Below are 18836 nucleotides of genomic sequence, written 5' to 3' on the forward strand. Positions count from 1 at the left end.
TCACACTCCTATCTTCGGATCAGCTTCGGTTCAAAGCCAACCCGCAAAATATCGCCCAGAACATTAAAGCTCAGAACCGTTAATAGTATCAATAACCCCGGGAACAATGCCAAATAAGGTGCCTGAGCGATATATCCCTGCGCATTGTTAAGCATACTGCCCCAAGTGGCATTCGGAGGTTGTACCCCGAACCCAAGGAAGCTTAGGGACGACTCCATCATAATCGCGGAAGCGATATTATTCGTCGCACCTACAATCACAACAGGTACTAGCCCCGGAAGAATATGACGCCAGATAATTCCAAAGTTGCTCTGGCCGGAAGCTTTTGCATATAGTACATATTCCCGTTCTTTAATCGTCATCGTCTCCGCACGAATCACACGGGCAATGTTCATCCACATTAATAGAGCAATGATTAAAATGATGTTTCCTACACTCGGCTTCAAAAATACGCTGAGCAGCAGCAGCACAAGGAAAGATGGAATGGACATCACTACATCAAGCATCCGCATCAATAGATTATCAATCCATCCGCCAAAATATCCACTGATTACGCCCACCGTCACACCTATACCCGTGGCAATGATCATTGAAGCAAAACCAACTAGCAAAGATACCCGGCCACCATACAAAGCTCGGGCAAAATAATCCCGGCCGTAATCATCCGTACCAAACCAATGATCCGCCCCGGGTGCTTTCAAACGTGCCAAAACATCCATTGCATTCGGATCATGTCCGGATAAAAAAGCAAATATAGAGCCTAGTGTGAAGACGATTAAAGTAATGAGGGCTGCGACACCCAATTTATTCGTAAATAGCTCATCTCCAACACTTTTCCATTTACTGCGATTCATGAGGTCACCTCGTTAATTTAATTCGTGGGTCCACGAAGCTATATAGAATATCCGCGACCAGATTGCCGATGATCAGCATTAAAGAAGAGAACAAAGTTATTCCCATAATTACGGGATAATCCATCCCTTTAACCGCAGTCATCCCTAAAGAGCCAATACCCGGCCATGAAAATACCGTCTCCGTTACAATTGCACCCGCCACCAGATCACCCATCGACATTCCGAGCAATGTAATTACTGGCAACAGTACATGCTTAAGCACGTGACGGAACAGAATCGTTGTCTTGCTGGATCCAAAAGCATATTGAATCTGCACATATTCTTCTTTTAGCTGTCCAATCGTACTAGAGCGGATGTATCGTACGTAACCGGCCAGAAATCCAAACGCCAATACGGCGCAAGGCAAAATACCATGCTTCAATACATCAACCGCTGATTCCACACCAATGGTTCGCATCCCCATAATAGGCAGCAGGTGCAGCTTAATTGCGAATAAGTACATAAGTAAGATGGCCAGCCAAAATAAAGGCACTGAAATTCCGATATAGGATAAAAAATTAATTACTTTATCCACCCAGCGGTTCCGGTTAGCTCCAGCAAGCAGACCCATCGGGATCGCCAACAGAACGGCTAAGCCGATTGCACTGCCCATCAAACCTGCTGTTGCAGGTAAACGTTCTAGAATTTGCTCCAATACAGGCTGATGATTCACAAGGGAATAACCGAAATTGCCCTGCAGTACTTCTTTGATCCATATAAAATATTGAATGTAGGCTGGCTTATCCAGCCCAAGGTTATGCCGGATGCGCTCAATATCATCCGCGTGCATATTCGGCGTAACGAAGGATAGTACCGGATCCCCCGGAGCCAGCTTAATCATCGCAAAGCACACAACCGAGACAAAAAACAGCATCGGCAGGGTTTGCAGTAATCTTCGGACGATAAGTTGTCTCATACGTATATTCTCCCAGTTCTATATCGGTAAAAAAATAAGCTGGATTGACCAGCTTATTTTTTCCCGTTCTTATTTAAGGTAGATTTTCGATAAATCTTCAAAAATAACGACAGGCTTCAAGACTGCTTCTTCTAGACCGCCGTAGTTCTTGGAGACAGCTACAATAGTCTTAGTATTAGCAATTGGATAAATCGGTGCATCGTCAGCAATGATCTCTTGGATCTTCTTATAGATCTCACCACGTTTAGTTGCATCTGCTTCTCCTGCACCATCATTGAACAACTTATCGACTTCAGCATTATTATAATGCGAGTAGTTAGAGTCTGCAGTAGAAGTATACAAAATTCTGTAAGCATCAGGATCGTAACCCATAATATAACCTGCAATCGCAAGTTCAAAATCTGTTGAATTCATATCACTGAACTTCTGGCCATATGCCGAGGCATCCATATTTTGCAGTTCAACTTCAGCGCCAATGGCCTTTAGCTTTTGCTGCACGTATAGTGAAATGGCTTCCTGAGCTTTATTACCGCTCGATACAATCAATCTCAATTTCAGATCGCTAACCCCTGCCGATTGCAGAAGCTCTTTGGCTTTTTCTACATCATTATCAAAAGAAGGTACGTCATTAGTATAGAACAATGCATCCGGAGTCAAAAAGGACTTCGCCGGGTCTGCATACTCGTTAGAAGTATAAGCAGCCTGAATGATTTCATCACGATTTAGGGCTAAAGACAAGGCTTGACGAACTTCTTTTTTAGCAAGAGCACCTCTATCACTGTTTGCATTGAACAACAGGTAGGACAATCGGCCTTCACTATAAGGCAGGATTTCGAAATTGTTCGAAGCCTCAATCGTTCCAACATCCTGTGGATCTAGATACTTAATGTTGATCTCACCATTCTGAAGTGCGAGATTCGCAGCATTCGTATCTTTAGCAATCCGGTACGTTATAGAATCAAGATGTGGTTTGCCGCCAAAGTAGTTATCAAATCTCTCGAGTGTAACATATTCGCCTGCTTTGTATTCTTTAAATTTAAATGGGCCAGATCCAACCGGAGCAGCATTCTTGGTGCTTTTCTCTAGATCCGTCTCATTCTCGAAAATATGCTTTGGAATCGGAAACACTTGCACTAGTGTAGCTTCAAAAGCTGGGCTGACCTGCGGAAGCTTGAACTCTACAGTCAGATCATCCACCTTAACTGCCTTAACGGGTTTATCACCGATGAATAAGTTCGCTCTCAGCATGCTGTTTTGCTTCTCATCGAGGATGCTATCAATCGTGAACACGACATCGTCAGCTGTAAGCTTTTCTCCGTCATGCCAAGTTAGTCCACTTTTCAGTTTCAATGTATAAGTCAGGTTATCTTCGGAAAGTGTCAGGCTGTCTGCCAAGTAGAAGGTCTTCTCTCCGTTATTCACTTGGAACAATGGCGCGTAGAGCGCTTGGTCAATCGTCAGACTGACACGATCACCTGCATAGTTCGGATTTAGAATGACAGGATCTGCAGCGACCCCAATAATTAAGTTGCCGCCATCTTTTGGTTCAGTGCTTGCTGTCGATCCTTCAGTAGCCGTAGGCGTCTGATTTGTATTTGTGGAAGCGGCGTTATTTCCCCCGGAGCACGCGCTAATCAAAAATGTTAACAAAACCAAAGTAATAACTCCAGATAATCCTCTACGCATAAGTTTCTCCCCCGTGTCTATATTGTCTTTGTTTGTTTTTATATTGTATATCGGGATACTAGGAATTACAATGGATAGCATTTCACATTAATGTAATATTGAGGGAACTGATAGTTTCGACCTTTTTCATGACATCCCCACGCCTTAAAGTATCCACAGGGTCCATACCTGAAATGACTCTTCCGAATACAGTATGCCAAGGGTCGCAATAATCAAACTCTGTTCAGCCACCAATATGAGCTTCAGTCTTCGCTTTCTCTTCCGGTGCAATCAATTTCCTCAGCATCCTCATTCAGCAGAGGTCGGTATTCACCCTTTCCATCATCCCAGAACACATCCGCACGAGGATTCATGGCCAGTAACAGATTGATTAACTACTGAACTTTTAGTGGTGATTTATCCATAGTCTCATTCCTGTGCTCATCTGGCTGCATTCTTATCTAATTATCCGGTAATTGTACAGCAGATTCATCAAAATTAATATATCTAAAAAGTTCAATTTATCCAACTCTCATTTCTCATTTACTATAAGAACTTTGCGAAATAAGGATTATTACTCTCTCACTGTAAATATATTGAGAACATACCTATACCTCTCGGAAGAAAGGGAGAGTCCCCCAAGGAGGCCGCAATGAATAAGACACGCGTATTAATCGGCAGCCCGATCCATCAAAAGCCCAATGTATTACGGGAATTTCTGAATTCCCTGCTGCGCTTGAATATCGAGCAAATCGAACTGGATTTCCATCTGATTGATGACAATGATGATGAGGAATCCAGCCGGCTGCTCCAGGAATTTAAAAGCAAGGGCGAGCATATTTTTATTCAAAGCTCCGGCTTTAACGATGCGTACATTCGCAATGATACGACTCACTATTGGAATTCTGATTTAGTCTGGAAAGTCGCCAACTTCAAAAACCTCATGATAAACCGAGCGCAAACCCTGAACTACGACTACCTGTTCCTGATCGACTCAGACCTCATCCTCCACCCCGATACGCTAAGTCATCTAATAGGGACGAACAAAGATATTATTTCAGAGGTATTTTGGACACAGTGGCAGCCAGATACCATGTTTCAGCCGCAGGTCTGGATGCATGACGAATATAATCAGTGGGAGATACTTCCCGGCGAAAAACTGCAACCCGAGGAGATCAACCGCAGATTTCATGAATTCATAGCCAAACTCCGCAATCCTGGAATCTATGAAGTGGGGGGTCTCGGCGCTTGTACATTGATTAGCCAGCATGCGATAAAAGCCGGGGTGAGCTACAATCAGATCCGGAACATATCATACTGGGGCGAGGATCGCCATTTCTGCATTCGTGCCGCGGCCCTTGGCATTCCGCTATTTGTTGACACCCATTATCCTGCCCTTCATTTGTACAGAGATAGTGATTTGAACAAGGTTGAAGATTTCATCAGAGAAACAACAGGGGTAAAAGCTGAATCGGCACCCACACCCATCGAGGAAAATTCCAATGAGGTTGCAGCTGCTCCTATAACAAAAAAGCGTCCCAAGCTAACCCTTACCATGGTTGTAAAAAATGAAAGCGGGCGCTTCCTGCGACAGGTTCTGGAGGAACACCGCAAATATATCGATGAGGCTGTCATTATTGATGACGGCAGCACCGACAATACGGCAGCTGTCTGTCTGGAAGCACTTGAAGGCATTCCCGTTCATCTCGTGCATAATACCGAATCCAAGTTCAGCAATGAAATTGAGCTGCGAAAACAGCAGTGGGAGGAAGTCCTAAAGACAAATCCCGAGTGGATTCTGAGTCTGGACGCGGATGAGATCTTTGAAGCCAGCTTTGCAGAAAATATAGATTCCTTGCTGTATGCAGATGGGGTCGATCTGTTCTGCTTCCGCCTTTACGATTTATGGAACGCGAACCATTACAGGGAGGATACCTACTGGCGCTCTCATCTGAACTACCGCCCTTTTTTGCTTCGCTATAAAGAAGACTTCAACTATGTATGGAATGAATCCCCACAGCACTGTGGGCGGTTCCCGGAAAATATCTTCGAGCTGTCTCATCAGCTAAGCAACCTGCGGCTCAAGCATCTCGGTTGGTCCAAAGCCGAGTTCCGGCTGGAAAAATATCTGCGTTATATGCTCCTCGACCCCGACGGCAAATACGGCTGGAAAGAGCAGTACATGTCCATCTTGGATGAACAGCCTCATCTAATCCCTTGGGTGGAATGAGGCTTACAATAAAAAGGGCGTTCACAAAACCATTAGGGTTTTGTGAACGCCCTTTTTTTATTCAGAACTCAATTCAGAACTCTCTGGTCCATCGACTTCTGGCTTCAGAATGGTTACTGTCAGCTCGTTGCCGGATTCATCCACCTGAATAACTGATCCCTCTGCGGCTTCACCAGCAATAATCGCACGCGCCACACGTGTCTCCAAGCTGCGCTGGATAAATCTTTTCAACGGTCTTGCCCCATACACAGGATCAAAACCTTCCTTAGCGATAAAACGCACCGCCGATTCAGTTAATGCCAGCCCGATCTCCCGTTCTGCCAGACGTAGACGCAATCCATCCACCAGTTTGTCCACAATTTTCTCGATCTCACCCAGTGTCAGCGGCTTGAACATTACAATGTCATCCACCCGATTCAGGAACTCTGGACGGAAATGACCACTCAGTTCCTTCATCACTCTATCCTTGGCAGCTTCCGTGAGCTGACCGTTTTCATCGGTGCCTTGAATCAGATGAGGTGAACCGATATTGGAAGTCATAATGATGATTGTATTCTTGAAGTCAACCATTCGGCCCTGTGAATCAGTCAGCCGTCCATCATCAAGCAGCTGCAACAGAATGTTAAACACATCGGGATGCGCCTTCTCCACTTCATCGAGCAGCACTACAGTATAAGGCCGACGCCGCACAGCTTCCGTGAGCTGCCCGCCTTCCTCATATCCAACATATCCTGGAGGTGCGCCGACGAGACGGGAGACACTATGCTTTTCCATATACTCCGACATATCTATACGGATCATCCCATCTTCGCGGTCAAAAAGAGATACCGCAAGCGACTTAGCGAGCTCAGTCTTCCCTACACCCGTCGGGCCAAGGAACAGGAATGAGCCAATCGGGCGATTCGGATCTTTGATTCCCGCTCTTGCCCGAAGCACTGCATCGGCCACCAAGCTGACAGCTTCGTCTTGGCCCACTACCCGTTCATGCAGCGTATCCTCCAGACGCAGGAGCTTATCCCGCTCACCTTCTACCAGTCGGCTAACCGGAACGCCGGTCCAGCGGGAGACAATATCTGCAATTTCCTCTTCAGTAACAGCCTCACGTAGCAATCTTGTATCCTGGTCTTGCTGTGCCGCTTCTTCCGCTGTTTTCAGCTGACGCTCCAGATCAGGAATAATGCCGTAGCTCAGTTCGGCTGACTTATTAAGATCATATTCCTCCTGTGCATCGACCAGATCCTTACGTGCTTGCTCCAGCCGTTTTTTGAGGTCGCGAATCCCTTGGATGGCCGACTTCTCTTTCTCCCAGCGCGCCGTCATTCCTAGCTGCTTCTCCTTCAGGTCAGCGAGCTCGCGCTGCAATATTTCGAGACGGCGTTTGCTGGCGTCATCGGTTTCTTTTTTAAGCGCTGCTTCTTCAATCTCCATCTGCATCAGGCGGCGGGTCACTTCATCCATCTCACCCGGCATGGAGTCTATCTCTGTGCGGATCATGGCGCAAGCCTCGTCCACTAGGTCAATCGCCTTATCCGGTAAAAATCGATCCGTAATATAACGATTGGACAATACCCCTGCGGCTACTAGGGCGCTGTCATGGATTTTGACCCCGTGGTGGACTTCAAACCGCTCCTTCAGACCACGCAAAATGGAGATCGTATCCTCTACATCGGGTTCGCTCACGAGCACCTGTTGGAAACGGCGCTCCAGCGCAGGGTCCTTCTCTATATATTTGCGATATTCATCGAGCGTTGTGGCACCGATACAGTGCAGCTCACCCCGGGCCAACATCGGCTTCAGCATATTGCCCGCATCCATCGAGCCTTCGGTTTTACCTGCGCCCACAATCGTATGCAGCTCATCAATAAAAAGAATAATGCGGCCGTTACTTTCGCGAACCTCCCTCAATACCGCCTGCAGGCGTTCTTCGAATTCACCACGGAACTTGGCGCCTGCCACAAGTGAACTCATATCCAGTGAAAAAATCGTCTTATCCTTCAGCCCCTCTGGCACGTCTTTGCGCACGATCCGGTGGGCCAAGCCTTCCACAATGGCTGTTTTCCCTACACCTGGTTCACCGATCAGCACAGGGTTATTTTTCGTTTTACGGGACAAAATCCGGATTACCCGGCGGATCTCGCCATCACGACCAATGACTGGATCAATCTTGCCCGCGCGAACCTCTGCTACAAGATCACGGCCGTATTTCTCCAGCACCTCATAAGTAGCTTCTGGCTCCCGGCTGGTTACCCGCTGATGTCCACGAATCTCAGCAAGCACCGACATCAGCTTCTCACGGGTCAGCCCACGGCGGACAAAAAGATCCCTTAGCTCACGATTCTCCCCGCTCGAATCCGACACCATGGCCAGCACCGCATGCTCCACAGAAACAAACTCATCCTGCATCTTCGCCGCTTCCTTCTCCGCCTGCTCCAGCAGATGAATCAGCGATTGCGAGGCGTAACGCCGTACCGTGCTTGCTCCTGACCCGCTGATGCTCGGCTTGCGTTGAAGCAGTTCATCTGTGCTGCGCATCAGCTCAGCCACAGGGATATTCATCTTTTGCAGCAATCTTGGCAGCAATCCTTCTTGCTGCTGAAGCAACGCTTTTAACAGATGGAGATTATCGATCTCCTGATGACCGCTGTCTGATGCCAGCGACTGCGCCGCAGCTACTGCTTCCTGCAGCTTTTGAGTTAATTTATTGAAATCCATAGCTCTCACCTTTCTATTTAAGAGTGATTATATTAAATCGGCCTTTTGGGCCGGGGATAGGTTAATTTAGTGGGATTTATCCCGCTTATTTCGAGTAACTAGTTGGTTTGCACTCATTCTGCGGGATTTTTACCGTTCTTTTCGAGTAACTAACTGGTTTGCGCTCATTCTACGGGATTTTTACCGTTCTTTTCGAGTAACTAGCTGGTTTGCGCTCATTCTACGGGATTTTTGCCCTCTTTTCGAGTAACTAGCTGGTTTGCACTCATTCTGCGGGATTTTTACCGTTCTTTTCGACCTACGAGCCCCATTCGGCACTTTCGAAGACACTTTTGCTTCTCTTTTCGCACATCGAGCTTAATTCAGCGCTTTCTAAGGCACTTTTGCTTCTCTTTACGCACATCGAGCCTCATTCAGCGCTTTCTAAGGCACTTTTGCTTCTCTTTTCGACCAACGATCTCCATTCAGCGCTTTCTAAGGCACTTTTGCTTCTCTTTTCGACCAACGATCTCCATCCGGCACTTTCTAAGGCACTTTTGCTTCTCTTTTCGCACATCGAGCCTCATTCAGCGCTTTCTAAGGTATTTTTGCCTTTCTTTTCGCCCAACGAGCCCCATTCGGCGCTTTCTAAGGCACTTTTGCTTCTTTTTTCGCACATCGAGCCTATTTCGGCACTTTCGAAGGCACTTTTGCCTTTCTTTTCGCCCAACGAGCCCCATTCAGCGCTTTCTAAGGCACTTTTGCCTTTCTTTTCGACCATCGATCCCAGTTTGGCACTCTCGAAGGCACTTTCGAAAGCACTTTTGGCACTCTTTTCCCACCATAGTTCCGACTTTCACCGTTTGAGCGAAACGTTCATTTATAGTTAGTGGCTAAATAAGTTACTGTTCTGCAACTAGCATTCAAATCACCTTATTCACCAACCAGAGTTGATCACAAACGAGTGAAATCACCTCACCTCTACCTCTTCTACCTATCTATTAATTACCCACTTTCGCCTTCTGCCGCTGGGTGCCAGTGCTTTGACGTTTAGCTCTGGCTTCGAAAGGGCTGGAGTCTGCCAGCTTTCGGTAGAGATTTTTCTCCGCTTCGCTGATAGGTTCAGGGATAACAATCTCAATTCCAAATAAAATATCGCCGTTCGCACCATTCTCACGTTTTAAGCCCTTGCCGGGGATACGTAGCGTTTTGCCGCTCTGAATTCCTGCTGGAATCTTCAATTTCACGGCGCCGCCCCCCGGTAATGGAACCTTCACTTCTCCACCCAATACCGCTTGCCAAGGAGCGATTTCAACCATGCCATATAAGTCGCCATCGCGAATCTCATAAATATCATGAGGAAGAATATGAAGTGCCAGCAACACGTCGCCACCCGGAGTGTTTCCCGCGGTTTTAATAATTGTACCCTCATAGGATCTAGGCGGAATGTTCACATCCACCGTTTTGTCACTGACCTGTACTCTTACAGTAGCGCCTTTATAAGCCTGCTCCAAGGTAATATCCAGCTGCGCCTGCATGGTACTGCGGGCCTCGCCCCACGGATTGCCATTCGCACGCCCCGTTCCACTTCCCGAGAAAAAATCAAAGCCAGCCCGATCCGCCGAGCCCCGATTTCCAAAAAACATCCCGAATAAATCTTCCTCCGAAATACCAGAACCTCCTGTTGAATAAGTTCCACCGTTCCAGCTCCCACTTCCACCAAAGTTTGAATCCCAAGAGGAGGCTCCACTCGCCGCCCCTCCACTAGCTCTGCCACGTTGAGCTCCATAAAGCAGCTCTTCATCATAGAGTTTCCGTTTATCCTCATTACCAAGCACTTCATAGGCTTCAGCTGCTTCTTTGAATTTCGCCTCTGCCTCAGGGGCTTTGTTAACATCGGGATGCCACTTCTTGGCAAGCTTCTGATAAGCCTTTTTAATTTCCTGTTTAGTAGCTTTTTTGCTCACACCCAAAGCATCATAATAGCTTTTACTAGCCACTCGCGCTTCCTCCTTTCCATCCCTATTCTCATATTGACCACCATTGCACTCCGAGAAAAGACGCACCATAGCCGGAATCCTCCACTACAATGCGCCTTCTATTCATAACACTATATTAAAAGCCCGCTGCCATCTCTAAAAGACTGAGCGGAAGTTCATTCCGCTTAATTTATGCTTATTCAGACTGCGAACCCGTAGAATTAGAATCTCCGTCTTGAATCTCGATGCGTTTACCTTGCATTTTTTGCCGTTTGGGAACTTCCAGCTTCAGCACTCCATCTTTCAAAGACGCGCGAATTTCTTCCTCGGCAATATCTTGAACATAGAATCTGCGCACATATTCACCATATCGGCGTTCTCTGCGTACAATCTGATGTTCCTTGTTCTCCTCGGCATTTTCTTCCTTACGTACCGCTTTAATCGTCAAATAAGGACTGGCATAATCAATGTCGATTTCTTCTTTTTTCAAACCAGGAAGTTCAGCTTCAATCAGGTAAGCCTGCTCACTCTCACGAATATCTGTTCTGAAGGACATCGTGGAGCTCTTAATCGGTGCAAAAAAATCATCATTAAAAACATCATTCAAAGACTTAGCCAGCATACCAAAAGCATCATCTCTACGTTTACCAAAAGGAACCATATCAAACATTATCCATTCTCCTCTCATTGACTTTGACTTTATTTGACCTATGACCTTATTATAGTCCCCTAACTGAGGAATAACAAAACCGATTTAAGCCGATTATCGCTCAAATTCAGGCGAATTAACTGAATTCACACAAGAAAATTAGTTTTTTTTATTTATTTGACCAATTTTGACCTTTGTTTGATCTTTCGTAAATGACACCTATATAATCAAGACCCAACTTGCAGTACGAATATTATATGTTCAGACCTTCCGTTCAATACAAGCCATTAGCTTCTAATCATCTTCACGCCAGCTTTTAAACAGAGTTTCCTTACGATCTATCAAAATTTAACGATTTAAAGATGAAGCCAGCAGAAGTGATATAATGAAAGACAACTAAAGACCATTTTCGTTACAGGAGACCAATTGTATGCAACCAACCTATCCTATGGATGATACGCAGTGGAGTAAGCTCATCCAAAATGTCGCCTATTATTTCGATGATCTTACCCTCAAGCGGGGGTTCCAATATTATAAACAAAATCGAGTGCAGCCGTTTACCATGACGGAGCCTCGTAAGATTAACGCTCTAGTTGAAGGTAGAGAGGATTACCGCGTCACCATTGATCTCGACGGCTTCACCAATTGTCATTGTAATTGTCCAGTATCAGGTCATTGCAAGCATATGGCTGCCGTGCTGTTGAATTATGCCGAACAACAAAATAGATCTGTACAGGTTTTGGCTAACGCTAAAGCTGCATCCTTTTTGCCTAAAATATCAAGTACAGCAACAAGTACTTCTATTGGAGCCGATGCAACTCGTCAGCAGCAAATGAAAGAGATGGCCAACCACATCGCTAGCGGGAAAATAACGGAGTGGCGGGAGTATTTTGAATTCTGTGTCTCCCCTCTAGCCCATACCACCCGAAATCCTGAATATGTGAGTCGGGCCTTGTCTGCAATTAATAAATTCAAACCAAAAATGCTTCCGGAAACGGAGAAGCTGTTCACTCTGCATGCTCATCTTTATCTGTTGGAAAAGCTCGCTAAGCCTTCCACGCAATCCGTCGGTCAGGCCGCTTACGCCCCTTCTCTTGGTTATTACACACAGGTAGCAGTCTCAGAGCTACAGGAAGTAATCACAGGTCTTTTAAAAAAGACACTTCCGCTGTCCCCCGAGCAAGAGCAGGATCTATGGCCATACGTCATCGATACTCTATCTTATCTGCGGCGCGAGATGTTGACGGAGTCACGGGATCGCTCACGGGATCAACCCTCTTTTTCTCTTAGCTATGATCTGCTGTGGAGAAATTGGATTTATCCGAATACAGGTGGAACTAAGCTTTACCTGAATGAAATCGAACAGCTGCAGCAAGCAGAAGGTGAATTAGGCGCTTCCCTGTCACAACATGCTTGGCTGTTAGCTCAGAGCCACATGTATTACTATCTGATGGATGACCAGAAGGCTTGGGACTTACTGAATAAGGCTGCCGAACGCCCGGGTCTCCATCCCGATGAGCTCATGAGCTTCACCTCTCCGCTGCTGGATGCAGGGGACTGGTTCCGGTTGGTGGGTTGGCTTGTTCAGATCGGTCCACTGCTGAGCAGCAGACTCTATAATCTCAATAGCTATTCAACCAGTTGGGAAGAAGCTGTTCGCCACCTGCCTGAAGCTGAGCCACAAATGTGGGATACACTAGCCACCATGTTACCTATCTCTGGCGAAGTCTATGAAGAGAAGCTAATCACCTATGAGAAATGGCAGACCTGGATGGATTATCAGCTGTCCATCGGTAAACAGCCCTCCGAATTTCGTGTCAAAGACCTCCAACCGGTGGAAAAGAATGCGCCTGAGGTTCTGCTGCCCTTTTACCATCAGGCCGCCGAAAGATTCGTGCTGGATAAGAACAGACATAGCTACAAAGCGGCTGTGAAATTATTGAAACGATTATCCAAGCTGTATAAAAAGCTGAAACAAGAAGAACGCTGGGAAGAGTTCCTCACTGCCTTCGCCATTAGGCATAGCAGGCTCCGTGCGCTGCAAGAGGAGCTTCGGAAAGGAAAGCTAATACCATGAACATGCATTTACGCACGCTAACCATCCGGCTTGCATTAAGCCAGTATGGCGATGCTTTAATATTTGGAATGAATGAGCGCGAAGATCTCGTGCCGGGCTTGCAGCTTAAGCAGCGGCTTTTCGCCTGGCATGAGGCGTCTTTTTATGGTACGGAGTTAACCGTGCAGCCCGCTGGCGAAGGCGTGGAGCTAGTGATTCTTCCTGCTGAGCAGGTCATCCCCTTCTTTGCCGAGCAGAAGCTTTTGGCGCATATCGAATGGAGCTGGGAGGGCGATGCCGCCCACCTCACAGAACTGGCACCACTTATGGCTATATGTCTGGAGCACAAACAGTATATTCCCGACATCTCCGCCTACCGCGCCGGGAGGCTGCAATGGACTTGGGACGAGGGGGCTCTTGCGCAGGTGGCAGTGGACAGTGACACTGCTAAGGGAGCCCTTGAGGCGCTAAATGGCGGCAGCGAATTTAGCCGTGGATTACGTGCGGCGTTCTCTGCCGCCGTATCGCAGCGCTATTACAGCACGGAGGCCGAGGCCGGCGACCTCCGCAGCGAATTTCCGCTTCTCTTCGATAGAAGCGGAGCACTTGCAGCGGGCATGGATACCGCTGCGTGGCTTATCGCCATTGGCTGGAAGGCGGACACCGCGCCTTTCCGGCCCGCTCTACAGCTGCTGGAGCCCGATGAGGATGAATCCTATTGGCGGCTGCAGCTGATCCTTCAGGACAAGCGCGATGAATCCGCGCTTGTTCCCATCAGGCTCGCCGATAACGGCGAGCCGTACGGCTTGTGGCCGGCCGCGTGGTCGGCTCACGTGCATGAACGGGCCGCGGGATGGCTGGAGCGCCTCCGCGGCAGTCTGCCGCCCGAGCGCTTCGCGGCGGGCGGCGATGTGCTGGCCGAACCGCTGAGCGATGCCATCGCCTGGCGGTTCTTGACGGCCGAGAGCCAGCGGCTGCTGGAAGCTGGCTGGCAAGTGCTGCTGCCGGCGTGGTGGGAAGCCGCCAGCCGGAAAAAGCCGCGCCTGCGCGCAAAGATCAGCTCCGGCGAAGACAAACGCAGCGGTGGCGAGTCGCTGTTTGGTCTCGATTCGATCATCGATTTCGATTGGCGAATCTCCATCGGCGATGCGGATCTCACTGAAGCCGAATTTGCCGAGCTGGTCGCAAGAGGGGAACGGCTCGTCCGCTTCAAGGGCAAATGGGTCTCACTCGATCCGGCTCTGCTGGCGCAAATCCAAAGAGCCATGGCGGGAATGGACAAGTCGCAAGGCTTGTCCTTCCAAGACGTGCTTCAGCTCCACTTGCTAGGAGCTGGTGAAGAGGCAGACGCTGAAGCTACGGAAGAGCAGCTGCAAGAGGATGCCGCGCGTCTGCGTCTGGAGGTAGAGCTGAACGAGCATTTGATCAGCCTTATCGGTCAGCTGGGCCAGCGCTCAGAATGGCCTAAGCCGCCCGTACCCGCAGGCCTTAAAGCGGAGCTGCGCACCTATCAGCATGAAGGATTCGCTTGGCTGACCTTTCTGCGCCGCTTTGGGCTGGGGGCCTGTCTAGCCGATGATATGGGACTAGGCAAAACAGTACAGCTCATCGCCTATCTGCTACACATCCAAGAAAACACGGATGCAAGCTCAGCCCGGCGGCAGACCGACCCACCAGGCTGGCCTTCATTGATCATCTGCCCGACCTCTGTGTTAGGCAATTGGCAGAAGGAGCTGCAACGCTTCGCGCCTTCGTTGAATGTTATGCTTCATTACGGAAGCCGCCGTCTGGACGCAGGATTCTTCTATGGCGCAGCTTCGCAAGCCGATGTGGTACTGACCTCTTATGCGACTGCTGCGCTTGACCAAGAGCTGCTAAAGGAATTCACTTGGGCGACGATCTGCCTGGATGAAGCTCAAAATATCAAAAATGCCCAAACCAAACAATCCGCAGCTGTACGTAGTTTTCCAGCTCTACACCGGGTCGCCTTAACAGGGACGCCGATAGAGAACAGATTATCCGAGCTGTGGTCCATTTATGATTTTATAACCCCAGGTTATCTGGGCAGCGCCAAGTCTTTTAATGACCGATTCACGAATGCTATTGAAAAGGAACGCGACGCGAAACGTACAGCGGACCTACAAAATCTAGTAAAACCCTTCATGCTGCGCCGCAAGAAAAAAGACCCTAATATACAGCTCGATCTACCTGATAAAAATGAAATGAAAACCTATGTTCATCTGACAGCCGAACAAGCGGCGCTTTACGATCAAACCGTAAACGGACTGTTGGAACGGATGAAGAAGCTGGAAGGCATTGAGCGCAAAGGGGCAATTCTCGGAGCTCTGACCGGGCTTAAGCAGCTATGCGATCACCCGATGCTTGTGACAAAAGAAGCTATCCCTGAACTTGATACGGACAATAAACTGGATACCAGCTTTCTTATTAACCGCTCCTCCAAACTCGAAAGACTGCTGGACATGGTTAAGGAGCTGCGCGCGGAAGACGAGCGCTGCCTGATTTTTACTCAATATGTGGGTATGGGAAAAATGCTTCAGGCGGTTCTCCAGCAGGAGCTGGGCGAACCCGTCCTTTATTTGAACGGAAGTACCTCCAAACAGGCGCGCGACCGCATGATCGAGCGGTTTCAGACACCAGCCCCTTCGGCGGAAGATGGGTCTACACGCCCAGACACATCGCCGTCTGATCAGCCGAATGTATTCATCCTTTCACTCAAAGCTGGGGGAGTTGGCCTGAACTTAACTGCAGCCAATCACGTATTCCACTTCGACCGCTGGTGGAATCCAGCGGTGGAGAATCAAGCAACTGACCGCGCTTACCGCATGGGCCAGACTCGTGATGTGCAGGTGCATAAATTCATCGCCCTGGGCACACTCGAAGAACGGATTGATGAGATGCTGGAGAATAAACAGCAGCTCAGCGATAATGTGATCTCCAGCTCGGAAGGCTGGATTACCGAGCTGTCCACAGAGGCTCTGAAAGATCTCTTCACCTTGCGTCGTGACTTAAATGACTAGCAAAAAGGAACATTCGCGTAAATGCGAATGTTCCTTTTTCACAAGAATAATTACCATTGCTCGGACATTTTAAAGGTAACTGCGAGATCGTCCCCGCCCGAGAGGGAGTTTACCACCAATGTGACAGGTTCATCATGGAACTCGTATGAGAGTCGCTCATTAAGTAAATTGACCGCCAGATTCGCATACGCCCCAGAAATCCCTGATCCTGTACCTTGCATAATAACTTTTCCACCCGTGACCGTAGTGCAGGTATAGTTCACTAGCAGCGCCGTGTCCGTGACAGGAATATTTGTAGTCGGTGTAGGATAATTCTCGAAGGCCCCATCAAGGGTCCCGCCTGCAACGACCATATATCGCACAGGTCTTTTGGACATAACATCTAAAGCTGCCGGTCGAATCTCAGCCGCAAGACCTTGTGGAATAGCAAAGCCAGGACGCCTCATGAAGCTGATTGCTGCAAAGTCAGTCGATGTAACGGTCACGTTATCACGTATTTCCGAAGTTATTCGGCTCACTTGAAACACTTCAAGATCAACGGCCGTCCATACACCGTCCGCATCAACAAGGAAAACCTGAATCTTCATCTGCTCCTGTGAATATACAAAATTAAATTGGAATAAATCCTCTACCATGACATAGGTCTTGCTTAAGGTCTCCTGATATTGCAGCTCAAATAACTCTTCAACAAAAATGGCCTGGGGACTGACACTATTGGATAAGCCCGTAATATAACAAAACGCGCCAGCCGATCCATTGTTGACAACTTTGATCACTACTTGATCTATTGGCCGAGTACCGTCGACTGGTAAATTAATAATGGTGTTTGTGGACAGAACAGGCAATGTCATCACACCTCCTATATATCAATTCATATATGATATGTAAACATTGTTTAGAATTATTGGGTGTAATTAAAATACAAGAGATGTTCCAGAGCATAAATAGAGATTTGCCACTAAATAACGAATGTGGTAAACTCGACTTAACTTTTTATGAACGGAGGGTTACGTGTGATAGACTTTATCCGAGTTAGAACTTTGCGCGGCTAATTGAATAGCGCTAAAGCTCTGCCCATGTGCAGAGGACTCAGGATTGGTCTACCCATTTTTAAAGGTAACCCGATGATTTAACAACAGCGTGTAGGGAGGATTCTCTTCACCTCCATTCCTTTAAGAATTGAACATCCATAGAAGCCGATTAGCCAACTGCTGCTCGCAAGGGATCAAAGTGCCTCTTCCCTGCGACTGGACTGTTGTTTAATTCATTCTACCTATGGAAGGCCCTAACTCTGACGTCCTCTAACGAACCGTAAGCACAGGCAGATTGCCTGTGTTTTTTTGCGTTTATTATTTACTATTGGAGGATGAATAAATATATGGAACAAATACGAGAAAGAGCAATTATAGTCGGTGTCCAGCTTCAGAACGAAACGAATTTCGCCTATTCGATGGAAGAGCTGAGCAATCTGGCAGCTGCCTGTGACCTTGAAGTCGTAGGAGAGCTTAGTCAAAAGGCAAGTCGAATTAACCCCTCCCATTATATCGGGACAGGTAAAATCGAGGAATTATCGGCACTTTTAGAAGCACACGATGCTCCTATTGTTATTTTTAACGACGAACTGTCACCTTCACAGATCCGCAATTTGGAGTCCGCACTGGATCGTCAGGTCATTGACCGGACCATTCTGATCTTGAATATTTTTGCGGAAAGAGCGAAGACCAAGGAAGCCCAGCTGCAAGTTGAAGTAGCCAAGCTGCAATATATGCTGCCGCGCCTCACAGGTCTTCGTGAGTCGCTGGGCAGACAAGGTGGCGGAGCTGGACTTAAAAACAGAGGTGCTGGTGAAACCAAGCTAGAGCTGGACCGCAGAAGAATTGAAGAGCGGATTACTGCTTTACAGGTTGAACTGCAACAACAAGTAGCAAGACGTCAAATCCAGCGGAAACAACGGCATAAAAATGAAGTTCCCGTCGTCTGTCTGGTAGGCTATACGAACACCGGAAAATCCAGCTTAATGAATGTCATGGTAGAGACTTACCATCCGGGTTCCCATAAACAAGTATTCGCCAAGGATATGCTGTTCGCTACACTAGAGACATCGGTTCGCAGCATTGAGCTGCCTGATCACAAAACCTTTTTATTAACAGATACTGTCGGATTCGTCAGCCAGCTTCCCCATCATCTGGTCAAAGCGTTCCGCTCCACTCTTGAAGAGGTTACCGAAGCGGACTTATTGATTCACGTAGTCGATATTTCCGATCCGCAGCATCAACAGCATATGGCGGTTACAGATGAGACGCTCAAAGCACTCGGCGCTGACCAGATTCCAACGATCTATGCCTATAATAAAGCTGATCTGACTGATTTGCCTTACCCGCAAATTGAAGGTGACAATGTCTACCTTTCCGCCAAGAAAAATAGTGGAATGGCTGAACTTACCGCTCTGATCCGCAGCCATGTTTTTACGGACTATGTCCAGTGTGAGATTCTGGTTCCATTTGATCGGGGTAATGTAGTCTCTTATTTCAATGAACACGCCCATGTTCAATCTACTAGCTATGAAGAAACAGGCACACGCCTTGAGCTGGAATGCAGAAAATCTGATTTTGATAAATTCCGCAACGATTTTATTGAGCTATAACAAATTAGAAACGACGTGGTAATCCTTAATTAAAAAAGAGGGATAGAGTTTTCAGAGTTATCTGAAGCTCTATCC

12 protein-coding genes and 1 pseudogene are annotated in these 18836 nt (G+C 47.6%); 5 read left to right on the forward strand and 8 right to left on the reverse strand.

Annotated elements, in window-relative coordinates:
- Nucleotides 1–8: 8 nt before the first annotated feature.
- From MKY14_RS26010 to MKY14_RS26025, 4 genes and pseudogenes are all read right to left on the reverse strand, one after another.
- Entirely contained in the window at nucleotides 9–854 is an 846-nt protein-coding gene (locus tag MKY14_RS26010) for an ABC transporter permease (RefSeq protein ID WP_036687295.1), read from the reverse strand.
- Between the two features lie 4 nt (nucleotides 855–858).
- On the reverse strand, nucleotides 859–1809 hold the full coding sequence (locus MKY14_RS26015; RefSeq protein ID WP_076127007.1) for an ABC transporter permease: 951 nt from the start codon (nucleotides 1807–1809) through the stop codon (nucleotides 859–861).
- 69 nt (nucleotides 1810–1878) lie between these two features.
- On the reverse strand, nucleotides 1879–3495 hold the full coding sequence (locus MKY14_RS26020) for an ABC transporter substrate-binding protein (protein ID WP_076282388.1): 1617 nt from the start codon (nucleotides 3493–3495) through the stop codon (nucleotides 1879–1881).
- A gap of 82 nt (nucleotides 3496–3577) precedes the next feature.
- Nucleotides 3578–3691 (reverse strand): annotated as a pseudogene (locus tag MKY14_RS26025) (peptidylprolyl isomerase); the annotation flags it as partial.
- 435 nt (nucleotides 3692–4126) lie between these two features.
- Here MKY14_RS26025 and MKY14_RS26030 point away from each other — a divergent pair.
- On the forward strand, nucleotides 4127–5704 hold the full coding sequence (locus MKY14_RS26030) for a glycosyltransferase family 2 protein (protein WP_340977678.1): 1578 nt from the start codon (nucleotides 4127–4129) through the stop codon (nucleotides 5702–5704).
- Between the two features lie 57 nt (nucleotides 5705–5761).
- Here MKY14_RS26030 and clpB read toward each other — a convergent pair whose 3' ends face one another.
- Nucleotides 5762–8416, reverse strand: a complete 2655-nt coding sequence (gene clpB, locus MKY14_RS26035; RefSeq protein ID WP_076306808.1) for an ATP-dependent chaperone ClpB — start codon at nucleotides 8414–8416, stop codon at nucleotides 5762–5764.
- Between the two features lie 332 nt (nucleotides 8417–8748).
- On the opposite strand from clpB, the gene MKY14_RS26040 reads away from it, so the two are divergent.
- Nucleotides 8749–9285, forward strand: a complete 537-nt coding sequence (locus MKY14_RS26040; protein WP_340977680.1) for a hypothetical protein — start codon at nucleotides 8749–8751, stop codon at nucleotides 9283–9285.
- A gap of 111 nt (nucleotides 9286–9396) precedes the next feature.
- On the opposite strand, the gene MKY14_RS26045 is transcribed toward MKY14_RS26040, so the two are convergent.
- Together MKY14_RS26045 and MKY14_RS26050 are read right to left on the reverse strand one after the other, a co-directional pair.
- Nucleotides 9397–10395, reverse strand: coding sequence for a DnaJ C-terminal domain-containing protein (locus MKY14_RS26045; protein WP_175617381.1), 999 nt, complete (start codon nucleotides 10393–10395; stop codon nucleotides 9397–9399).
- Nucleotides 10396–10570: 175 nt separating this feature from the next.
- On the reverse strand, nucleotides 10571–11044 hold the full coding sequence (locus MKY14_RS26050; RefSeq protein ID WP_076126998.1) for an Hsp20/alpha crystallin family protein: 474 nt from the start codon (nucleotides 11042–11044) through the stop codon (nucleotides 10571–10573).
- Between the two features lie 409 nt (nucleotides 11045–11453).
- On the opposite strand from MKY14_RS26050, the gene MKY14_RS26055 reads away from it, so the two are divergent.
- Complete coding sequence (locus MKY14_RS26055) at nucleotides 11454–13100, forward strand: SWIM zinc finger family protein (protein WP_340977686.1); 1647 nt, start codon at nucleotides 11454–11456, stop codon at nucleotides 13098–13100.
- Nucleotides 13097–16117 (forward strand): DEAD/DEAH box helicase, encoded by a 3021-nt coding sequence (locus MKY14_RS26060; RefSeq protein WP_340977688.1) that lies wholly within the window; start codon nucleotides 13097–13099, stop codon nucleotides 16115–16117. The genes MKY14_RS26055 and MKY14_RS26060 overlap by 4 nt, the downstream gene beginning before the upstream one ends.
- A gap of 50 nt (nucleotides 16118–16167) precedes the next feature.
- On the opposite strand, the gene MKY14_RS26065 is transcribed toward MKY14_RS26060, so the two are convergent.
- Entirely contained in the window at nucleotides 16168–16968 is an 801-nt protein-coding gene (locus MKY14_RS26065) for a hypothetical protein (protein ID WP_076126993.1), read from the reverse strand.
- A gap of 527 nt (nucleotides 16969–17495) precedes the next feature.
- On the opposite strand from MKY14_RS26065, the gene hflX reads away from it, so the two are divergent.
- Nucleotides 17496–18761, forward strand: coding sequence for a GTPase HflX (hflX, locus tag MKY14_RS26070; protein ID WP_340977690.1), 1266 nt, complete (start codon nucleotides 17496–17498; stop codon nucleotides 18759–18761).
- Nucleotides 18762–18836 lie beyond the last annotated feature (75 nt).

The organism is Paenibacillus sp. FSL R5-0887, assembly GCF_038002305.1.
GTDB classification, from domain to species: Bacteria; Bacillota; Bacilli; order Paenibacillales; family Paenibacillaceae; genus Paenibacillus_AQ; species Paenibacillus_AQ odorifer.